Annotated in this window: 18 protein-coding genes; 9 read left to right on the top strand and 9 right to left on the bottom strand. The window is 39.5% G+C overall.

Translation table 11 applies throughout. The features are described 5' to 3' along the window. Positions 1-430: 430 nt before the first annotated feature. The 3 genes from METTI_RS14025 to METTI_RS14015 all read right to left on the bottom strand — a co-directional run bounded on the left by METTI_RS14025 (position 431) and on the right by METTI_RS14015 (position 5,449). The gene (locus METTI_RS14025) at positions 431-3,583 is read right to left on the bottom strand and encodes a PAS domain S-box protein (RefSeq protein ID WP_023846489.1); all 3,153 of its coding nucleotides are present in this window, start codon (positions 3,581-3,583) and stop codon (positions 431-433) included. A gap of 266 nt (positions 3,584-3,849) precedes the next feature. Beyond that, positions 3,850-4,614 carry a methanol--corrinoid protein MtaC gene (gene mtaC / locus METTI_RS14020; RefSeq protein ID WP_023846488.1) on the bottom strand — a complete coding sequence of 255 codons (765 nt, stop codon included), beginning with the start codon at positions 4,612-4,614 and terminating at the stop codon, positions 3,850-3,852. A gap of 466 nt (positions 4,615-5,080) precedes the next feature. Beyond that, a complete protein-coding gene (locus METTI_RS14015; RefSeq protein ID WP_023846487.1) occupies positions 5,081-5,449 on the bottom strand; it encodes a VOC family protein in 369 nt (122 codons plus the stop codon). Positions 5,450-5,542: 93 nt separating this feature from the next. Here METTI_RS14015 and METTI_RS15420 point away from each other — a divergent pair, with 93 nt between their 5' ends. The 4 genes from METTI_RS15420 to METTI_RS14000 all read left to right on the top strand — a co-directional run bounded on the left by METTI_RS15420 (position 5,543) and on the right by METTI_RS14000 (position 7,446). After that, positions 5,543-6,085 (top strand): DMT family transporter, encoded by a 543-nt coding sequence (locus METTI_RS15420; RefSeq protein WP_052324348.1) that lies wholly within the window; start codon positions 5,543-5,545, stop codon positions 6,083-6,085. After that, positions 6,086-6,466 carry a DMT family transporter gene (locus METTI_RS15415; RefSeq protein ID WP_084324029.1) on the top strand — a complete coding sequence of 127 codons (381 nt, stop codon included), beginning with the start codon at positions 6,086-6,088 and terminating at the stop codon, positions 6,464-6,466. It abuts the gene before it with no gap. Between the two features lie 153 nt (positions 6,467-6,619). After that, the gene (locus METTI_RS14005; RefSeq protein WP_023846486.1) at positions 6,620-6,955 is read left to right on the top strand and encodes a carboxymuconolactone decarboxylase family protein; all 336 of its coding nucleotides are present in this window, start codon (positions 6,620-6,622) and stop codon (positions 6,953-6,955) included. A gap of 170 nt (positions 6,956-7,125) precedes the next feature. Then, the gene (locus METTI_RS14000; protein ID WP_023846485.1) at positions 7,126-7,446 is read left to right on the top strand and encodes a DUF6951 family protein; all 321 of its coding nucleotides are present in this window, start codon (positions 7,126-7,128) and stop codon (positions 7,444-7,446) included. A 151-nt stretch (positions 7,447-7,597) separates the two neighbouring features. Here the strand turns inward: METTI_RS14000 and METTI_RS15895 are convergent, their stop codons facing one another. The 3 genes from METTI_RS15895 to METTI_RS13990 form a co-directional block, all read right to left on the bottom strand. Continuing rightward, positions 7,598-7,762 (bottom strand): hypothetical protein, encoded by a 165-nt coding sequence (locus METTI_RS15895; RefSeq protein WP_156916293.1) that lies wholly within the window; start codon positions 7,760-7,762, stop codon positions 7,598-7,600. A 108-nt stretch (positions 7,763-7,870) separates the two neighbouring features. After that, positions 7,871-8,602: a DUF3307 domain-containing protein gene (locus METTI_RS13995; protein ID WP_245596143.1), complete on the bottom strand. Its 732-nt coding sequence runs from the start codon at positions 8,600-8,602 to the stop codon at positions 7,871-7,873. Then, positions 8,599-9,291: a SatD family protein gene (locus METTI_RS13990; RefSeq protein ID WP_023846483.1), complete on the bottom strand. Its 693-nt coding sequence runs from the start codon at positions 9,289-9,291 to the stop codon at positions 8,599-8,601. The genes METTI_RS13995 and METTI_RS13990 overlap by 4 nt, the downstream gene beginning before the upstream one ends. 284 nt (positions 9,292-9,575) lie before the next feature. On the opposite strand from METTI_RS13990, the gene METTI_RS15410 reads away from it, so the two are divergent. Further along, a complete protein-coding gene (locus METTI_RS15410; protein WP_023846482.1) occupies positions 9,576-10,325 on the top strand; it encodes a protease inhibitor I42 family protein in 750 nt (249 codons plus the stop codon). 97 nt (positions 10,326-10,422) lie between these two features. Here METTI_RS15410 and upp read toward each other — a convergent pair whose 3' ends face one another. Both upp and METTI_RS13970 read right to left on the bottom strand, forming a co-directional pair. Next, the gene (gene upp / locus METTI_RS13975) at positions 10,423-11,121 is read right to left on the bottom strand and encodes a uracil phosphoribosyltransferase (protein WP_023846481.1); all 699 of its coding nucleotides are present in this window, start codon (positions 11,119-11,121) and stop codon (positions 10,423-10,425) included. A gap of 83 nt (positions 11,122-11,204) precedes the next feature. Beyond that, positions 11,205-12,443 carry a uracil-xanthine permease family protein gene (locus METTI_RS13970; RefSeq protein WP_023846480.1) on the bottom strand — a complete coding sequence of 413 codons (1,239 nt, stop codon included), beginning with the start codon at positions 12,441-12,443 and terminating at the stop codon, positions 11,205-11,207. Positions 12,444-12,710: 267 nt separating this feature from the next. Here METTI_RS13970 and METTI_RS13965 point away from each other — a divergent pair, with 267 nt between their 5' ends. From METTI_RS13965 to METTI_RS13955, 3 genes are all read left to right on the top strand, one after another. Continuing rightward, positions 12,711-12,908, top strand: coding sequence for a hypothetical protein (locus tag METTI_RS13965; protein ID WP_023846479.1), 198 nt, complete (start codon positions 12,711-12,713; stop codon positions 12,906-12,908). Positions 12,909-13,139: 231 nt separating this feature from the next. Beyond that, positions 13,140-15,251 (top strand): M4 family metallopeptidase, encoded by a 2,112-nt coding sequence (locus METTI_RS15405; protein ID WP_023846478.1) that lies wholly within the window; start codon positions 13,140-13,142, stop codon positions 15,249-15,251. Further along, positions 15,248-16,627 (top strand): radical SAM/SPASM domain-containing protein, encoded by a 1,380-nt coding sequence (locus METTI_RS13955; protein ID WP_023846477.1) that lies wholly within the window; start codon positions 15,248-15,250, stop codon positions 16,625-16,627. The genes METTI_RS15405 and METTI_RS13955 overlap by 4 nt, the downstream gene beginning before the upstream one ends. 24 nt (positions 16,628-16,651) lie before the next feature. On the opposite strand, the gene sfsA is transcribed toward METTI_RS13955, so the two are convergent. Continuing rightward, entirely contained in the window at positions 16,652-17,413 is a 762-nt protein-coding gene (sfsA, locus tag METTI_RS13950; protein WP_023846476.1) for a DNA/RNA nuclease SfsA, read from the bottom strand. Positions 17,414-17,793: 380 nt separating this feature from the next. On the opposite strand from sfsA, the gene METTI_RS13945 reads away from it, so the two are divergent. Further along, complete coding sequence (locus tag METTI_RS13945) at positions 17,794-19,683, top strand: VIT domain-containing protein (protein WP_048135533.1); 1,890 nt, start codon at positions 17,794-17,796, stop codon at positions 19,681-19,683. Positions 19,684-19,790 lie beyond the last annotated feature (107 nt).

Below are 19,790 nucleotides of genomic sequence, written 5' to 3'. Positions count from 1 at the left end.
CTGTTTACTAGCTAAAACTGTTTTTTTGTACATCTTCAGCTACAAATTATAGGTTAATGTTTAAGTATGATGAGCTTAAAACTAAACAGAGGAAACACATATAAAAAGGAATGTATACTAAATAATATGCTTTAGGCAAACACAAAGAAAACACATAATTAACAAACCCTAATGCTATTGATTTATATTTGCAGACAATTTTATTTGTTTTAATAACTCCAGAATAACCAATGCGTTTATATAGAAGCAATATGCCATATTTATAGCTGAAAACAATGAATTTACCAAAGTAACATGAAAAATTCGGGTTTTAGAAAAGAATATGAATGAAAATGAATTTTGCGAGTTATATAATCATCAAATTATATAGTATCGTTGATATTAAATGCTAGATCCGGAAAAAAAAGAAAAATCAACCAAAAGGATTATATTATACCCTTTCGCGGGAGACGCATATCGTTATTGGATTATCATCCAGTTGCCCCATTGAACAATGCATCTCAACTGATACAAGTTCTCCGAAAACAGACTCAAAAGGAATCGTGCAGATCTTTGCCCTGCCTTCCAATATAGATTTTATTTCTGTTGCAGCTTCAATAAGCTCATTCTGAGGATAGAGATTAATAAGACTCATTCCTATAAGATCATGTTCAGAGTAACCAAGCCTATTGAAAGTATGTGGATTTGCATAGAGGAGACAACCATCAGCATCAAGCATGAAAACCATGTCCTCCATGGCATCAAAAATAACCTGAAGATTCCTGATATTTTTCTGGACATCTGCCTGTTCACGCATGCGCCCAATTACAGGACCTATCTGGGATGCCACCGTCTCAAGAGAATCCCTTACTTCAAAAGGAACAGAATAAACGCTATGTGATGACAACATTAATATTGCCACAAGCTCCATCCCATATCTTATAGGTATCAAAGCAGTTGCTTCAAGTCCCTCATAACTCAGTTTCTCACCGGGGATCATGGATGTCAGCTCATAATACCGGGTGTAAAGCGGATATTCTGTCTTCAAAAGACGTGCATGGATAGATTTGCCGCCATAATGTCTTGCACTTTTAACAAAATCAGATGAAAGACCTGAGTGGGCAACAATATTCATATCACCTGTCTGCCCATCTACAAGATAGAGAGCACCACAGTCCAGATTATCCATCTGGGTGGTGAATTCCACAAGCTGGGAAAACATATCCCCTACATCACCAAGCGGACTGAAAAGCATACCTACGTCATTGCCTATCTGCATAAAGTTCTTCACATTCTTCCGCTCGGTAATATCTACAATAATACCCTGAATGTACTGGAGCTTACCTTCAGCATCACGTTTAAGAACAGATCTCTCATCAACCCAGCGTACCTCACCTGCTTTTGTAAGTATGCGATACTCAAATGAAAGGTTCTCCTCACCGGAAAAGATATCATATTCCATGGTGAGTCTTTCCACATCAGATGGATGGATGATATCGCCATAAAGGATCTTGCCTGACATCAGGTCGTCTGCCTGATATCCAAATTGGGATATGTTCTCAGAAACGAATTCAACTTTCCAGTCCTCATCAGGTTTCCAGAAAAAGACAACCGCAGGACTGCTCTTAATTACGGTTTCAAGAACTTTCTGCACCTCTATGAGTTCAAGGAGTTCTCTTTCTTTTTCTTTCTGATCGGTTATGTCCCTGATAATTGCCATTATAGCTGGTGCACCTTCGTGATCAATAATTGAAGAGTTGATTTCAGCAGGAGTGTTGCCTCCTTCTTTTGATACCAGCTCAATCTCATATTTCAGTGAGGACTTCTTTTTCTCAAGACTTTTCCTGAATTTGTTCATAACAAGCCGCTTATATTCTATAGACAGAAAATCTTCAAACGGCCTGCGAAGTATTTCAGTTCTGGAAAAACCAGTTATTTCACAGAACTTTATGTTGGCAAAAATAAGTATACCATTCTGGACAATAATGATACCGTCATTACCTTCTTCTACAAGAGAGGAATATTTCTTTTCCGAAGCTTTGAGTTCAAACTCAGCCTGTTTTCTTTCAGATATATCCCTGACAGTCATCATTACAGAGGGCTTCTCCTCATGTAAAATATAAGCCAGACTTATTTCTGCCGGGAAAAGATCATGGTTCTTTGTCAGGAATTCAAGTTCGTCATTTCTGCGAATGCTATGTTTATCCTTCATTACTTTTTTAATGCGCTTTCCTATCATGCGCCTGTATTCTACCGGAACAAGATCTGTGAAACTCCTATCAAATAACTCTTCCCGTGAATAACCTGTAAGTTCGGAAAACTTGGAATTTGCAAACTTGAAAGACAGATCATGGAGAATTAATATTCCGTCATTTCCTTTCTCAACAAGAGTAGAATATTTTTCTTCAGATGCCTTAAGCTCAGCTTCTGCACGTTTTCTTTCAGAGATATCCCTGACAGTCACCATCACAGAAGGCTTGTGTTCATGTAATATATAGGACAGACTTATTTCAGCGGAAAAAGTTCCACCTTCAGCTTTGATAAACTCAACCTCATCATTGCGTCTTATACTACGCATGTCCTTGAGGACTTTCTTGAGGCGAATACCTATCATACGATGATAATCAAAAGGAACAAAATCCAGAAGGTTCCTATCTGAAAGTTCTTGTTCTTTGATTTCTATCATCTGGGAGAATTTGGAGTTTGCAAAACTAAGTGTCCCTTTCCTGTCTACTATAAGGATACCATCATTTCCCTTTTCTACAAGATTAGAATACTTTTCTTCCGATGCCCTGAGTTTTGCTTCAGCTATTTTCTGGGAAGTTATATCTTCTATTGAAACCAGAATCAACTTCTTTCTGTCCATACCGGTATCAAGTGGACGGGCAGAAAGCCTCATTGTCCTTTCCCCAAGACCATCTATGGTGCATCCTACTTCAACAGAATCGAAGAAATACTCATCCTGCAAAACCCGATCAAAAAATGAACCCAGCTCTTCCTTGTTAGCATTATGTAAATTTAAAAAATGTTTTCCTTCAGTGTTTTCAGGTTTTAACTTAAAAAGTTCATAAAAATACCTATTAGCGGAAAAAACATGAAACGTATTATCAAGAATTAAAAGCGGGCTCTGTATACCATCAACTATACTTTTGCAATAGCTCTTCTCTTTGTCAGTATCAAACTCAAAACTTCTTTTCACCGATATTATGCCATGATAAAGACTAAGATCGTCCCTGGAAATCTTAACGGTTCTTTCGCTAACTTCACAGATTTTACCATCAATTGATCTCAATCTATAATCTGCAATGAAAAATGGATTATTCTCATCTTTAATATACTGAGAATAGCTTTGCCTTATAGCTTCAATATCTGAAGGATAAACAATATCCTCAAAAATGATTTTTCCAGAAATGAATTCATCGGGATGATATCCTAAAAGGGAGATGTTTTCAGAAACTGAAATAACATGCTTTTTATCATCACCTTTCCAGAGAAAAGAGATAACTGCGTCAGACATCCGGCAGTTGGTATTCCCATTCAGTAAAGAATACTTCTTTTCCTGTATTTTTTCAGAGCTGATGATATGACCCCCGCGCCTTGCCAATAATTCTCTTACGCCATTATGTGTGTTTGTATTTGATTTACAGATATAAAGTTAGCAGAAACGTTTGTTATATTCATATGCAAAGGCTCCTTTCATATATTCCATTTAAAGATCGGAAAAAAGGAGATATTAAATACATGGAAGATGCAGATTAATAATTGGCTCTCATCTGAATGCTATGCTTCCTTCAATCCAATCTACACAAGAGGGATTTATCTTTGGATGTGAGCCACCTCTTTTCATTGCACAAGCACGCATTAATAGTTTCAATGTACATGAAACTGTTCCCTTAGCTCATCTATACTTTTGTTCATGAGAATAGAATCTGCAATTTTAGGCACCAATGCGGCATCTTCACAGTATATGCCGAGTTCATAATTCATAACAAAGTCCTGGGTTACAGCGCCCCCTCCACATACAAGAGGGATTCTGATATCATTTTCAAGGAGACGGTTATTAACCTCCATGAAAGAATACATGGTTGTTGTCATCAGGGAAGTGCCGGTTATCATTATAGGATTGTATTTCAATACGGCACTGATTACTTCATCAGTAGGCACATCACTTCCAAGATCAATTACTTCATAACCATTTGACTTCAAAAGCACTGTCAGAATCTTCTTGCCGATATCATGAATATCGCCTTCCACAACATAGGAAACAACAGTTCCCTTCCATTCATGAGTTTTACCGGATATTTGCTTGCAGTATTCAATACCATCGGTCATTGCATGGGATGCGATCATAACATCCGGAAGGAAAAGGTGGCCATCCTCATACAACCGGGATACTATATCCATACCTGCCATAAGGGCATCATCGATGAGGGATATCGGATCTTTGCCTTCTTTGACAGCATCTTTGAGAGTAACTATAACCTCGTCCTCATCACCTTCAAAAACCGCTTCAACTATATTTCTTAATAGAATATCTCTAGGGAATAGTTCTCTTGCTATCTCATCAGGAGTTAACTCTGATTCTAACTTAACATTATACCTGACAAGGATACCCGTAGGGTCTATATCTAGCATTGAACCTCCATTTTTTAAAACTTTTTACTCATAAAGTGCAAGTGTGCAAACCACATTAAAGAATTAATTGTGATTTATAAAGATTGTATATACAAATTGTTGCTGGCTACTAAGATTGTAAAATCTGCTATGTAAAGCTAACGTTCAAAATACAATATAACTTATTTTCTAACGCATCGTCAGCTATGATTAACTAAAGAACCAATCACAAACAGGTTTTATTTAGTCTGGTTTTCTGAAATTAGCAAGTTTTGATTGTGTATATTATATAAAAATTTAAAAAACAGACCTTTATTGCAAGTGTGCAAGATTAATAAAAATAAAAAGAATCAGTAGCATTCTGGCAGCATAATGAAAATAAAAATGAAAATTTAGGAATTCTAATCTGCGGACTTAAAGCTACAAAAAATAAAGTGCAACAAAGAATGGCTTAGTAAATTAAAAAATTATAGATGTCGGTTCTTAATTACTTTGCATCAGGATTCCCTTCCCAGATTCCAAAACCATTCCCCTCGGTATCCTCGCACATTGAAAGGTAACCCATTCCCGGAACAGGCATAGGTTCGGAAACTTTACCGCCTGCTGCCTTTATTTTCTTTATGTATTCATCCAATGATGGAACTTCTATGAAATTTGTAACGCTCTGGCCGGGCTCCTCCCTGTTGCCCATGCCTCCTGCAATACCTTCATTTCCTTCCAGATCCTTGGTTGCAAATATGTAGTATTCCATGTCAGGAAATGGTTTTTCAAATGTCCATCCAAAAAGCTCAGAATAGAATTTCTTTGATCTTTCAAGATTGTCTGTTGGTATGTCTATGTGGACGAATGTTGCCATATGTTAACCCCGTTAACAATTGTATGTTTAAATACATATAAGTTTGTATATCCATACCAAATGCTTTATAGCCTATATGGCTATTTCCAGTCTATGAGTCCGGGTTCTGAAAAAGCATATTTTGAACTTATAACAGGTTCTGTTCTTTTCGGACTTATGGGAGTTTTTGTGGATTACCTTAGAGCTGTCCCCACAGGACCCATGATATTCTACAAGCAGTTTTTTGGTTTAATTTCGCTGTTTGTCTTCATTATGCTAACAGGAAAGTTATCCCAGATAATACCGCGCCGGAAGAAAAAATGCATTCTACTTCTCGGATTTATCAATACATGCACGATATTTTCGTACTTCACCTGCATCAAATATACCAACTTTTCAGTTGCTATTCTGATGTTATATACAGCACCTATGTATGTTACCCTGCTTTCACCAATTGTATTGAAAGAAAAAATAACAAGAAAAGGTGTTGTTGCATTAGTACTCTCCCTGACCGGTCTTCTCTTTATTGTTGACATGGAAAATGTTATAGCAGGATTGAATCTGGGTCTCTACGGGGGTAGCGGATACCTTATAGGAATTGCCGCAGGTATTCTTTCCGGTTTTTCGTTTGGCAGTGAGATAGTAACTATAAGGTAAATCAAGGACGACTACTCCAGTGTTGCCCTGCTTTTCTGGTATACTTTTATTGGAGTTATTTTGTTGATACCTTTATCAGGCGGTTTCCCGGAAAGCGTAATCATAGACAATATGCCAATGCTGATTTTCTTTGGTGTTATTAACACCGCCCTGGCGGCGGTTCTTTATGTCAGCGGCATTTCCCAGATAGAAGCACAGAAAGGAAGCATACTTGCCCTGCTCGAACCTGTGAGTGGTATATTTTTTGATATTACAATCGTTCATACACCATTAATTGTCGACACGGTTATCGGATGCGTTTTCATCCTGATTGGGGCTTATGTTGCAGTGATGGAAAAAAGCCCGAAAGTATTTGGGAAGTACTTTACGATTCAGATCTAACTGAGTCTTTTTTATTCTTTTTTGTGCATCCGGAAAAAATATCGATAATTAAACTTATATAGCTATTTCAACATATTTTGAAGTACCCATCGTTGAAATGAGATTATTAGTGATGGATTAACAGTGTTAACTTTGAAATACGGAGACCATACCATGAGGATGCTAGAAGAGTTCTTCCCGGAATTTACTGAAAAACTTGATGAGATTGACAAACTTTACGCTGAAAACAGACCAGTGGATGAGAAAACATATCAGTTCCTCTGCTTTGCACTTTCCATTAAAGCCAGGTCAAAACCCTGTGTACTCAAACATTTCAAGGGTGCTCTGGATGCCGGAGCAACTGTAAAGGAGCTTTCATATATACTTGCACTCACCATGAGAGAAGCTGCAGGTGCAGATGACTGCTGGACCCATGATGTAATTGGCGACTGGAAGGAAATAATGAAAGGCAATATATGTTGCAGTTGTTCAGGTGATGAAGAGAAATAGATTTTTAATGATACTTTTTCCTATTTCTTTTTTATCTGTTTTTCTTTTTGCTACTTTTTGGATAATACAAAACAGAACTGCTGAAAAAGTGCAATTTTTTCATTTAGACACAAACTTTTAAAAACACCTTGGTTTTATTATTATATTGATTTTACGAGAGAGTGATAAGAATGCCATCACAAGTAACTGTCAATTCCGCAATATGTGGTTTCAAACACAAGATCAATGGAGCGCTTGAAGGGAAAACTGTAATAACAGATATTGAAACTGATTGTTCCAAGGTTGCCAAGATAGCGCATATGGAAATTCCAAAAAAGCAGACCCTAAACATTAAAGAGAATTATGTCATGGACCAGGCACAAAATGTATGCTGTACAACCTGCATAGTTCCGGCAGGAGTCCTGCATGTTTGCAAAATGGAACTGGGTATGCTTTCAAAAACTCTGGCAAAACAATCAGAGAGAGTCAGTATAGAATTTGATGAGGAATAGATGGATTTTTTGTTATCGTTATTGATAATAAAAATAATGATTGGAAATATGGAGGAGTTGGGTGCTTTGTGCACCCAAGTAGACTTCATATTCTTATGAAACCGGCAGTCCTATTGGAGAGATGGCAAGTCGTTTTTCGCGATGATTGAACTTATACTGTGTAAGGCGATAAACTCACCGGTTTCATATCGAAAGCAGGGATATCGGCGCCTTTTTTCCCATATGATGAAAGCTGGTAGGTCATCCTGCTCACCATACATCTTCTGAAATGGTTCAGGTTAATTAGCCTGTACCTCAGTGTTGTTGCTATATCCATGTTTTCACCTTTTCGTTGCCTTTGTCGGCAGTCCATATCTGACTTTATATTATATAAAACTATCTTCTATTTTGGCTGAAATAACTAAAATCAGAATATACGGAATAACTAAACCCCTATATCAAGCATCCATTTTGCAATAATTCCCACAAAAACAGCTATGGTAAAGCTCAATAGAGTACCTATGAGAATATACTCACTTACCTTACGATCACTTGTGTATCTGAAAATGGATTTCGCAGTTACAAGTAAACCTATTGCCTGATATTGTTCCAGCAGCACGAATGTCAGGAGCAGGAATCTCTCAAGCCGTCCTATCCACAGACCTGCATTAAAAAGGCCTTCGCCTTCTTCACCGTCCTTATCATGATGCCATGGTTCTGTAAATTTACCAATCAGTATGCCACTCGGCCAGATTACAACAATATAAGCAAGTATCATAATCCAGGCTCTTGTATTATTCAATTGAATGAACGAAATACCTGTAACTATGTTTTCTAATCCGGTTATCACTGACCAAACGACTATTATTGTTATCAGATGAGCTAACTGATCAATAATAAACCATTTCAGATTGTCCTTGCGTGTGGATTTGAAACCATCTATCAAAAGATGGGAAATCGTATAAAACAAAAACAACCAGAGAAAACCATATGCTCCTGAAATAAGGTATGCAAGCAGGCCTGCGAGGAAGCCGTGTATGTAAAGCCATTTTGAACGCCATTTATTCTCAAAACGATCATTTACCATTGTCCGGTTCTGGAACACAAAATCTGCAAGCACATGCGATAGAAGAAGTCTTGCAAGCAGTGATAAATTTAATACAGCAACATCCATCATTTATTCCCCATAGAGAATATATCCGGATATTCAAATAAGCTTGCATAGTTATCCAGGAACTTCTTCAGGGCATCAAAACCTGCGGCTTTCAGGCTCTGGGAAACAGTTGACTGGGATTTTCCAAGTTTTGATGCAATCTCATCCTGCGTCAGGCCGCCGAGTTTCTCAAAAAGTATCTCCTTCTGAATATCTGTCCATCTGGCAGCCATATTATCAAAAAAAGCACATTGAGATTCCAGCATCAGGTTCAATGCAGGACTGGCCGTGCTTATAAGAAGATGTTTTTCCTGCTCTTTCATACTATCCAAAGTCTTGCCTGAAAGTCTAAACGCCTGTCCGTCAGCCTCACCTACACTGCCGGATTCCGGAATGTATTCCACACTTCCAATGCCGATTGATATTCTGGATGCAATTTTTTGATTTATTTTGCTGAAAAACCCTAATTTCAGAAAAAGAAGCACAGATGCCAGCAGAGCATCTTCAGGAGTCCTTAATAATGTCTGGAAACTGTCACCCCGGGATATTTCAAAAGGGAATGAGAGTTCCCCGGCAGGATGGAATTGGTTATTTATAAAAGAGAATGTATCATGCATTATAGAGAGAAGTACCTCTCTGTCACTGTAATTCATATCAGACGAACTTATAAGATCACCTGTAATTACCGCATATAGTTCTCTATTATCTTGCAACGTATATCACTTCCTTTTGGAATCCAGTACAATAAAGATGTCAAGTTTCAAAAGTTATATCCCCTTTATATAGTATTTTAAGCTTATTATTTAATAATATCGGTTTTTCAACTTATATTATTTAAATATAAGTATTAAAAACTATAATCATTGAACACATACGGTTATTAAAACTAAAAGTCCTGTTCTAACTCATAACTACAAGCAGATCCGCAGTTAAATAAAGCTGTATATATCTGGAAATCAATCCTGTAAATAATAACAAAGGGAGATGAAAATTTAAAATGAATATCAGATTATTTACGGTTGCAGCAGTTGTTTTGCTTGTATGCATGACTTGCGGCTGTGTATCAGAAAGCGACGATACAGGTGAGTACGAATCCAACGCAAGTATTGATGACATCAACACTACAACACCAGACGTAGAAGAACAACCGGGAATCACAGACAATTCTGGTGTTTCCATAGGTACAATGTCAAATGTTACTCAACACTTTTCAGAGAATGAGAGCCAAAGCACAGCCTATGCTATTATTGGCGATACAATAATCGTTACTCTCCAAGAAAATCCAACAACCGGATATTCATGGAATATGACATACAGTGAAGGACTTAAACTTAAAGAGGATGTATACGCTGAAGCAAGTATTAGAGCAGAAATGGTAGGTGCACCAGGTTACCACACATGGATTTTTGAAGTAACCGACATGGATGAGCAGAACATATCCGCAATTTACATACGGCCATGGGAAGAACCTACAGGAACCGAAGACAGTTATGAATTGACCATCGATGTCATTCCGGAAAGTGAACTCATAACTGACACAGGAATTGTGACATACAATAATCTTGAAGGCGGATTTTATGGAATCATAGGCGCTGACGATACAAATTATGACCCGATTAACCTGCCAGATGACTTCAAAACTGATGGAACAGAAATCAGATTCACCGCCTATCAACGTGACGATATGATGAGCTTCCACATGTGGGGACAGATAATAGAACTACGGACCATAAGTCCTATTCTCTAAACCTGAACTTAACTAAAGAAAGGGAGGAACTGTTATATTTAACAGACCTGCCTGACTTTTTTTCCTTTTTCACTTTTTTAAGTATTAATATTTCAGTTTATTCCAGATTGTGCATCAGAGGAAGCATTGAGATATTAAGCGGCTCTCCGAAGGCTCTGTCGCCCGCATCTCCAAGGCCCGGAAGGATGTAACCTTTGTCATTAAGCTCCCTGTCGATTTTTGTAACGTAGATTTCAACATCCGGAAGAGCCTCTTTAAGAGCACTTATACCTTCCGGAGCTGCAAGAATGCCTATGATTACAACTCTTTTTGGGTTTCCGCATTTCTTAATCTCTGAAACCGTTTTCAGAAGAGTGGAACCTGTGGCTATCATCGGGTCGCAGACAATCACAGTATCTTCTTCCCTCATATGAGGGACTTTGATATAGCTCATCTCAATGTCAAAATCCGGGGCCTTGCCCCTTGAAGCGGAAACAATGCCTACCCTTGAATGTTCCAGTGTCTTGATGAGACCTTCCATGAGTGGAATAGCCACCCTGAGCACAGTGATAATATACACATGATCCCTGTCACCGGAAGCGATACCTTCTGTACTCTCAAGGGGAGTCTCTATTTTCACTTTTTTAAAATCCATTGTCTTTGTGAACTCATAACCCATGTATCTGCCAAGTTTCACAAGATCTTTTCTGAATCGGACATTTTCTGTTTCTTTAGAACGAAGCTCTGTTAGTATTTCCATTAGATAAGGAGAATCTTCAAAGGAATACACACCTTCCCATCTTTTGTCTTCTATCATGTTAACACCCTGATTAGTATCGATTAGTATCAATTTATTTTCATTATCGTAGTATTAGTAGTATCCATCAATTTAGTATGCTCCTATTTGAGCAACTGATCCATTATTATTGCTGAAATAGCACCTACTGCCATTCCGGATTCTAGTATGCTTGCAATAATCTGTGGGAAATTCGCAAGGAATTCTGCAGGAAGCTGAGGAGCTCCAAGTCCCAGAACCAGAGAACTGGCAAGAATAAGCGTGTTCCTGTCATTAAGCTCTACCCTGTCCTTGATAAGTTTCAGGCCTGTAACACCGATCATTCCATACAATGCTGTTGTAAGTCCTCCGAGAACCGGTGCAGGAATTGATGCCAGCAGACCGGAGAATTTAGGAATCAGTGAAAACAGGATGAGAATTCCGGCACCAATCTGAACGACCTGAACACTTGAAACCCTTGTCAGGGCAACCAGACCAATGTTTTCGGAATAACTGGTTGTACCGCATGCACCGAAAACACCTGCAATGGAACAGGACAGACCTTCTGAAGCTATACCATTGTTTATTTTCTTATTGTCAATAGGCAGATCAGCAATTGTTGAGATTGCATGATAGTCACCCACACTCTCGATAATGCTTACCATGAAAGCAAAGAGCAGGATTATGATAGCACTGACATCAAAAACAGGAGTTCCCCATGGAAGCAGTTTTGGAAGACTTACAATAGGCATGCTCTTCACAAGACTGAAATCAACAAGACCAAATGCCATACTCAGAATGTATCCTACAACTACACCTGCAATGACCGGCATTGTCTTGTAGGTCCCTTTTGCCTTGAGAGCAACAAGAATAGTTGTAATGAATGTCACTATAGCAATTATAGAAGAGGGCAGGATACTTGTGCCTGCTGCATCAGCATAATAGTTGAATGTGTACATAACAGCCACATTGGCAAGTGAGAAACCCACAAGCATAATAGTGATTCCCGTAACCAGTGGGGAGAACAGTTTTTTCAGTTTACCGATAAGACCTAAGGCACCGGTTAGTCCTTCAATGATACCGCCAACAATAAGAGCGCCTTCTGCAGCCGCCAGGCCAATGCCGGAACCAATGGCAATAAGACCCGGAATAAAAGCAAAACTTGAACCCTGGACAATTGGGAATTTAGAACCTATAAAAGTCTGCAGCAGGGTTGCAATTCCCATTGCAAAAAGAACAGCCTGCATCATCACTGCAATTTCCGAAAGTGAAAGCCCAATGGCAGAACCAACAACCAGAGGGACTGTCACTGTAGCACCAAACATAGCCAGCACGTGCTGGAATCCTAAAACAATCCGCTTCATAACAATCTCCATTAAATGATTTATACCAACCTGATATTCAACTTTAGCAGCCAGACTCTATTCCCATAGATATAACTACCCCATTTTTTCCCGGAAATGATAATTTTCCTGCAGAAATGTTTATTTTTTTAACTTAATATAATTTGGCACTGCTCCTTCTACGGTAAAAACATTTTTTAAGCTTCAGAACTGATAGAATTTCAGGAAAGTGGAGTATATGCTCTACTAAATTGAGAGCATGATAAAATCAAAATGGAGTTTTGTAAAATGGACAAAAAAAATGCTAAAAAAGAAGAAATTGAAGACATAGAGATACCAACTCTTGATGAGCAGATTGACACATGGTGTACAGTACCGGACTCTAATGACGAGAACAAAAGTGCAGCGGATTTTGAAGTTGATGCATGGTGTGATAACACAACCGTGGAAGAAGAAAAGAAGAAAAAACCAGAGAAAAGCGATTAATTTTTTTACTTATTTTAAGTGTTTATCTTTACTTATTTTAATATATTACATTGAATTTTCAGAGGAAACTTTATAAATTATTAGTGAGGATTTATAAGTAGGGTATTAAGTAATAGTGGAAGGTTTAAATCTGGCCGGGCAGGGGTGCCCAAGGGAGGAACTACAATCTTTTTCAATTGCCCTGAATAACGTACAATCAGGATAGTGTGAGCTATCCAGGGGGAATAGGTAATGTACGAACCTGTCAGGAAACAAAAGGATATACTCGACAAGTTGAAAAATGTCGATGTAAACGTAGATATCAAATGGGATGAACATACGGGTATCCCATTAAGGGTTAAAGGCTTGCTTGCAAAAGCAGAAAAAAAGGATCCCGGAATGGCTGCCATAGAATTTATGGAAGTTAATAAAGACCTTTATCTGCTAAATTCTGTTAACAAGGAAATGCTTGTGAAAAGGATTGACACCGACCGTATCGGTGCCAGACATGTGCGCATGCAACAGGTATACAAGGAACTGCCTGTTTTTGGCAGTGAAATTATTGTACATATTGATGCTGACGATAATATAAAAGGAACAACCGGAAAGCTAACTCCTGAAATTGACCTGCCGGACAAAGCAAAGGTCACAGGAGAAGAAGCACTGAAGACTGTTCTTGAAGATGACAAAAATAATTCCAGAGGAAAACTGCATGCTGAACCTACACTGATGGTTCTGTCACAATTTGTGAAAGAACCACATCTGGTATGGCATGTTACAGTTGACGGAATTGACAAGGATCTTGGCGGGGATGAAACACCTGCTAAATGGGAATATTTTGTTGATGCACTTAACGGAAAAGTGGTCTGGAAATACAACAACGAACAGGGACACACAAGAACCACAGGTTCAGGAATCGGAACCTATGCCGGTTCTGTCACCATCAACACACTACACGATCACGGCACAGCCAAATACCTGCTTGAGGATCAATGGGTACCAAGTTCTGCAAGAGTTATTACCCATGATGCCAATGGCGGCTATCCTCCTGCTCCTGTTTCGGAAGACAATAATAATAATTGGTCTGCTTCCGGACAGGGGCCTGACGTTGATTGCCACCTTTATACCAGAATGGTTTACGACTACTACTTTACCGTACATGGACGTGACAGCTATGATGATGCAGGAGCTGACATGCATATTTATGCAAACTGCGGAAGCGGCTGGAACAATGCTACATGGAATGGCAGTTATGTCAAAATAGGAAACGGTGACGGTTCAAGATATAACTCACTTTGCGCACTGGATATTATAGCCCACGAGTGGACACATGCAGTCACAGAACATACAGCCGGACTGGTCTACAGCAACGAATCAGGTGCACTTAACGAATCCATGTCAGATGTTTTCGGTGCACTGATATCCGGAAACTGGCTCATAGGCGAAGAGCCCTGGCTGCCGACAACGGCACCAGCCCTGCGTAATATGGAAGATCCGACCAATGGTGGACAATATGACCCTGCAAACCCAATCGATAGTTCCAGAGCAGGCCACCAGCCAGATCACACAGGGGACCAATACACAGGATACTCAGATAACGGTGGAGTCCACATCAACAGTGGAATCATGAACAAAGCTGCTTACCTGATAGCCACCGGAGGGACACACAGGGGAATAAGGATCTGCGAGGGACTTGGTCGTGATGTACTTGGACTTATTTATTATCAGGCCCTCACAACACATCTTGTATCAAGTTCGGATTTCAGCGACATGAGAGATGCAGTACTGGATTCACTTGATGATCTCTATTCAAGCAATCCACATTATTCACGCTGGAGAGCAAGCATAATCAATGCTTTTGCTGCTGTGGGAATAGGTACAGCCGTAACATGCCCGTTCACATGCTGGATAGCACCGATGATCTGTCCACCATCTCCGCACGTACTATGTCCGCCTGCACCAGGATTTGTATGCCCACCGGCACCTTACATCTGCCCACCAGCACCGGACTTTGTATGCCCGCCATCTCCAATGATAGTTTGTCCACCGTCGCCATACATAGCCTGTCCGCCATCTCCAGGCCTTTCATGTCTGCCAGGACCGGACCCATTACCATATGATCCATACATCCGTGTCAAGAATCCAGTAATTACATTGAAAACTGACATTATTGAGATTGTAGGTATCGGACGTGAAACTGCAACCCTGTTTAAGGGAAGTTCGATTTCAACACTGGGAGACTTCCTGAAAGCAACAGAGAACTCAAAGAAGATTGCAGAACTCTCAGAGACACTGGGTATTTCAGAAACCAGGATACATGACTGGAGAAAGAAGACACTTGTGATGCTTGGGGAAATCAAGTGATAGAAAATCACTATGGCATATTGACAGCAGATAATTATAACGTAGAAACCGGAATGACCTGTGGGAGTGTTCTTCCGGATAAATCTGCTGTCCCTTATTTTCCTTTCAGGATAAGTAAGGACAATGATATATGGATTACAAAAGACCCACTCAGTTCTGAAATTCAGGAACTGAATGAAGCTGCATACTGGTTACTCAAAATGTGTGACGGGTACCGGACACTCGATGAGATAATCACACAATTGAGTACTTCTTTTCATTCTGAACAGGATACTGTGATGAGAAAAAGCAGATCGGTACTTGATGAACTTACAAACAGGGGACTTTTGTGGTGGCGTAGTGAAAGGATGAACTACTGGAAAGTGCCTGCTCCTGCCGGTGTGCTCTGGGACCTTACATCAAAATGCAATCTCAGATGCAGACATTGCGTTGTGAGTGCCGGAGAGGAATGCAACGATGAGCTGGGGTTTGAAGATTGCTGCAGGCTTGTCGATGAGTTTGCTGATTTTGGAGTAGCTCAGCTTATACTCAGCGGCGGTGAACCTATGATTAGAAAAGACTTTTTTGGCATAGCAGAATATGCTGCCTCTAGGAATATACTGATACAGGTAGCCACCAACGGAACACTGATAGATGAAGATGCTGCTGAGAAGCTGGCAAATATAGGAGCAAGAGCACAGGTTAGTCTTGATTCAAGCATACCGGCCATACATGATACTTTTCGCCAGTCTCTGGGTTCATGGCAAAAGACAGTTGATGGAATTAAATTGCTGGTAAAAGCTGGCGTTCCTGTTACACTGGCAGCCGCAGTAACCACAATGAATATTGATAATATCCCTGAACTTTATGAACTGGGAAAAGAACTGGGAGTGCATACATTCAGAATCCTGCCCTTTGTTCCTTCAGGACGTGGAATGGAAGCTCTTGATCTGGAAGTAAAACCGGAAAGGATGCAGGAGCTGACAGAATTCCTGCTTGGCAAAAGGGAAGCTGATGGCCCTGAAATTGCACCTATGGAATTTGAGTGTACTTTCCAGCCAATTCCGGAACAGGGATTTAAGACTGATTCAGATGCACGAATCGGATGTGATGGTGCCATCGGATACTGCACTGTCACTTCAAAAGGAGATGTGCTTCCCTGCAACTATTTTGAGGGAGCAGATGTTGAGAATGTGAAAGACAGGTCTTTCAGGTGGATATGGGATAATTCACGATTCTTAAACTATTTCAGGAGCCTGAAAGCCTCGGACATGAAAGGTGAATGCAGCAGGTGTCAGTGGCTTTCTGTTTGCAGGGGGAGCTGTATTGCGGCAAATTTCACAAGGAGAGATCTTTTCCAGGCAAACTGTCACTGCTGGCTGGTAAATGAAAAATGAATGAAAACATTACAAATTAACAAGTTATTTTTCATAAAGAATATTCCTACAGAGCGGGAGCTGTGAATGATACATAACCGTATTTCCTTCGAATGAAAAGAGAAGTGGAAATACATTTACACCTGCTTCAAGTGCCTTTTCAAAAGTATGGGCAAAATCCGGGTCAATTATACCATTTGCTGTGAAACATTCTGCTTCAGGTCTGAATATGAGAATAAGAATTGCGGCTTCATGACCTTCTAATCTGGCTTTGATAAGTTCATCCAGGTGGCGTTTTCCACGGGTTGTTGGTGCATCAGGAAAAGATGCGGTTGTCTTTTCTGCCAATGTACAGCCTTTTACTTCAATCCAGATATCAGTATCTCCTTTTAACAGGAGATAATCAAGTCTGCTCTCTCCGAACTTCTGTTCAGGAAGAACTTTATCAGTATTACTGAAAAGGTCAACAATATTATTCTCAATTACCCATTCGGATATTTGCCTGTGAAATGCTGAGTTAATTAAAATCCAGTTGTCTCCGGACCTTCCGGCTATCATGTCCCAGCCTGTTTTTCTTTTCGGGTTGCTGGCTTTTCGAAGCAGTACACGGTTTCCGGGGTACAGGATATCAATAAGCCTGCCCGGGTCATGGACGTGAACTTTTTCCTGACTTTTTCTTCCGTTCACATCGATCTCAACAATGGCCAGGAAACGATTTGGTCTTTCAATAAGTATTCCCTGGACATCGGTTTGAATACTGAGAACTTTCTGGAAAGCATTTGTTGTAGAGCTGGTTTTCTGTGACATGATAATCTTTTGGTAATGATTTATTGAAAGAATTAAACTGAAATTAATCCGGATTTAATATGTTTATAAGATTATTACAGGAAAGATATTTAGTAACTATGCCCTGATGTACTTATTTTATCAAATATGTGCATTTGCGCACATATCAAATTGACTAAGTATAAGTATTAAAAAATACATATTGTTTTGAAGTAATACAGAACTACAAAAAATGGAAATTCCATTTTATTGTGTTCAAAACTGTTTCAGGGGTTATAAAGTTGAAATCGGGAATCTGTGGAAAAAATGGTATTCTGAGTTGTGGTAATTTTTCGTTATCTGCACATTTGTTATCATTATCAAAAATATCAGTAATCTTGCTGTTATTCTTAGCTGCGACGGTGTCTACGGCTGCTGCAACAGCAGACCTTGATTATATGAAAGTTGACATCAACATCAACAATGGGTACGTAATAACAACTGTTGAGCAAAAACTGACCAATAATGAAGATGAGGCAGATTACGATGATTTCAGCATATATAAACCTGAAGAGGCGTTCATTTCTGATTTCACTTTGTTGATAAATGATAAAGAATACAGCTCGGAAGTGTTGCCAAAAGGAAAAGCTGAAAAGAGTATGATGGAAGCGGTTTCCCAGGGTAAGTCTGCCGGACTTCTGACGGATGAAAAGGGTGGCAGATTTGAATATGCGGTAAACATTCAGGCGGGGCAGAGTATCATTGTGAGACTGACATACGAGCAGGCATTGAAAAAGACGCTTGGAGAATATGAATATGTGCAGCCGCTTTACGTTCAGCATGACCTTGATGACCTCAGCGTTAATGTGAACATTGTATCAGAAAATAAGATAATAACCCTGGAAACACCGGGATTCAATAATACAAAGATAAGTTCTGTTTCTAACACTGAAAAGAGAATCTATTATCGTTCTGATTCAATTCCAAACCGTGACATGAAAATAGTTTTCAGCACCGAAAGTCCTGAACTTACAGGAGACATGCTCTTTTATGAAACTGGTGGACAGGGTTACATGATGCATGTGTTCTCACCTACAGTGGATCAACTTGGGACCCCGGCAATGAATAAGGATATCATTTTTGTGATCGACAAATCCCGGTCAATGGAAGGGAAGAAAATAGAACAGGTTAAGAGTGTATTCTCTGAGATAATATCCGACCTGCCGGAAGAAGACAGGTTCAGTATTATCTTTTTTGATAACCGCATTATGGAGTTTTCAGATGAACTTATGATGGCAAGTAGTGACAACAAGAAAGATGCCATGGATTTTGTAAACAGCCTTGATGCCAGTGGCAGAACGGATATTGATGGTGCCCTTGTAAAAGCTCTTGAAATGTTTGATGAGAACAGCGATAGTGTCCCTATTGTTGTTTTCCTGACTGATGGCATACCCACATCCGGAGTTAAGAACACAGATAACATACGCAATGATATAAGCAATGAAAACGATGCGCAGGCAGCAATATTTACCGTTGCTTTTGGTATCGATAAAGATGAAGGTTACTATGATTTCCTTAAAGTCCTGAGTCTTGAGAACTATGGAAAAGCAGATAGTTTTTCAATTTCTGATGATTCCATGGATGATATAAGCAATTTCTATGATACTATTTCTACGCCCCTGATGACTGATATTGAGTACGATTATGACGGAGAGGTAACAGGCATTGTAAACACCGGAGAGAGCAGTCTTTTTGCAGGTTCTGATGCAATTGTACTTGGAAAATATGCATCAGGAACCGGAAGCATAAGTTCCACGATAACAGGAAGCACACGTTCAGGAACTCAGGAGTTCAGCAACAATTTTGTCGTCAGATCAAGTTCATCCAATTCTTTTATTCCAAGACTCTGGGCGTACGAGAAAATAATGAACCTGCTGGACCGTATTGATGTTGAAGGTGAAAAGGCAGAGATGGTTGAAGAGGTCACCGACCTGTCGATGGAATTTGGTTTTGCAACCCCTTACACTTCGCTTTATGTTGAGATGCCGGAAGAGGAAGAACCTGAACCTGCTGCACCACCTGCAGAGTATGAGGCTGTTGCTGAGGAAGTAGAAGAAGAAGAAGAAGAAGCTGTACAGGAAACTATGGTTGAAGAAATACCGCTTGTGGAAGATGAAACTGTAATGGCAGAATCAGATGATGTTGAAGAAAATACTGACAAAGAAGAGACACCGGGATTTGAAATCGTGTATGCCATTATTGGAGTTTTTGCAGCTACATATTGTAAGTGCCCAGGTTTTTCCAAGAAGTGAAACAGGAGTACAGAACTTCCGGTCTATATTAATATTCATGCACACATATATAATGTAAACGTTGTGTGTTAGACCTGTTACACAATAATACATTTATAAATACCTTA

This window comes from Methanolobus tindarius DSM 2278 (genome assembly GCF_000504205.1).
In the GTDB taxonomy this organism is placed as follows: Archaea; Halobacteriota; Methanosarcinia; order Methanosarcinales; family Methanosarcinaceae; genus Methanolobus; species Methanolobus tindarius.
This window is presented reverse-complemented; position numbering and strand designations above follow the sequence as displayed.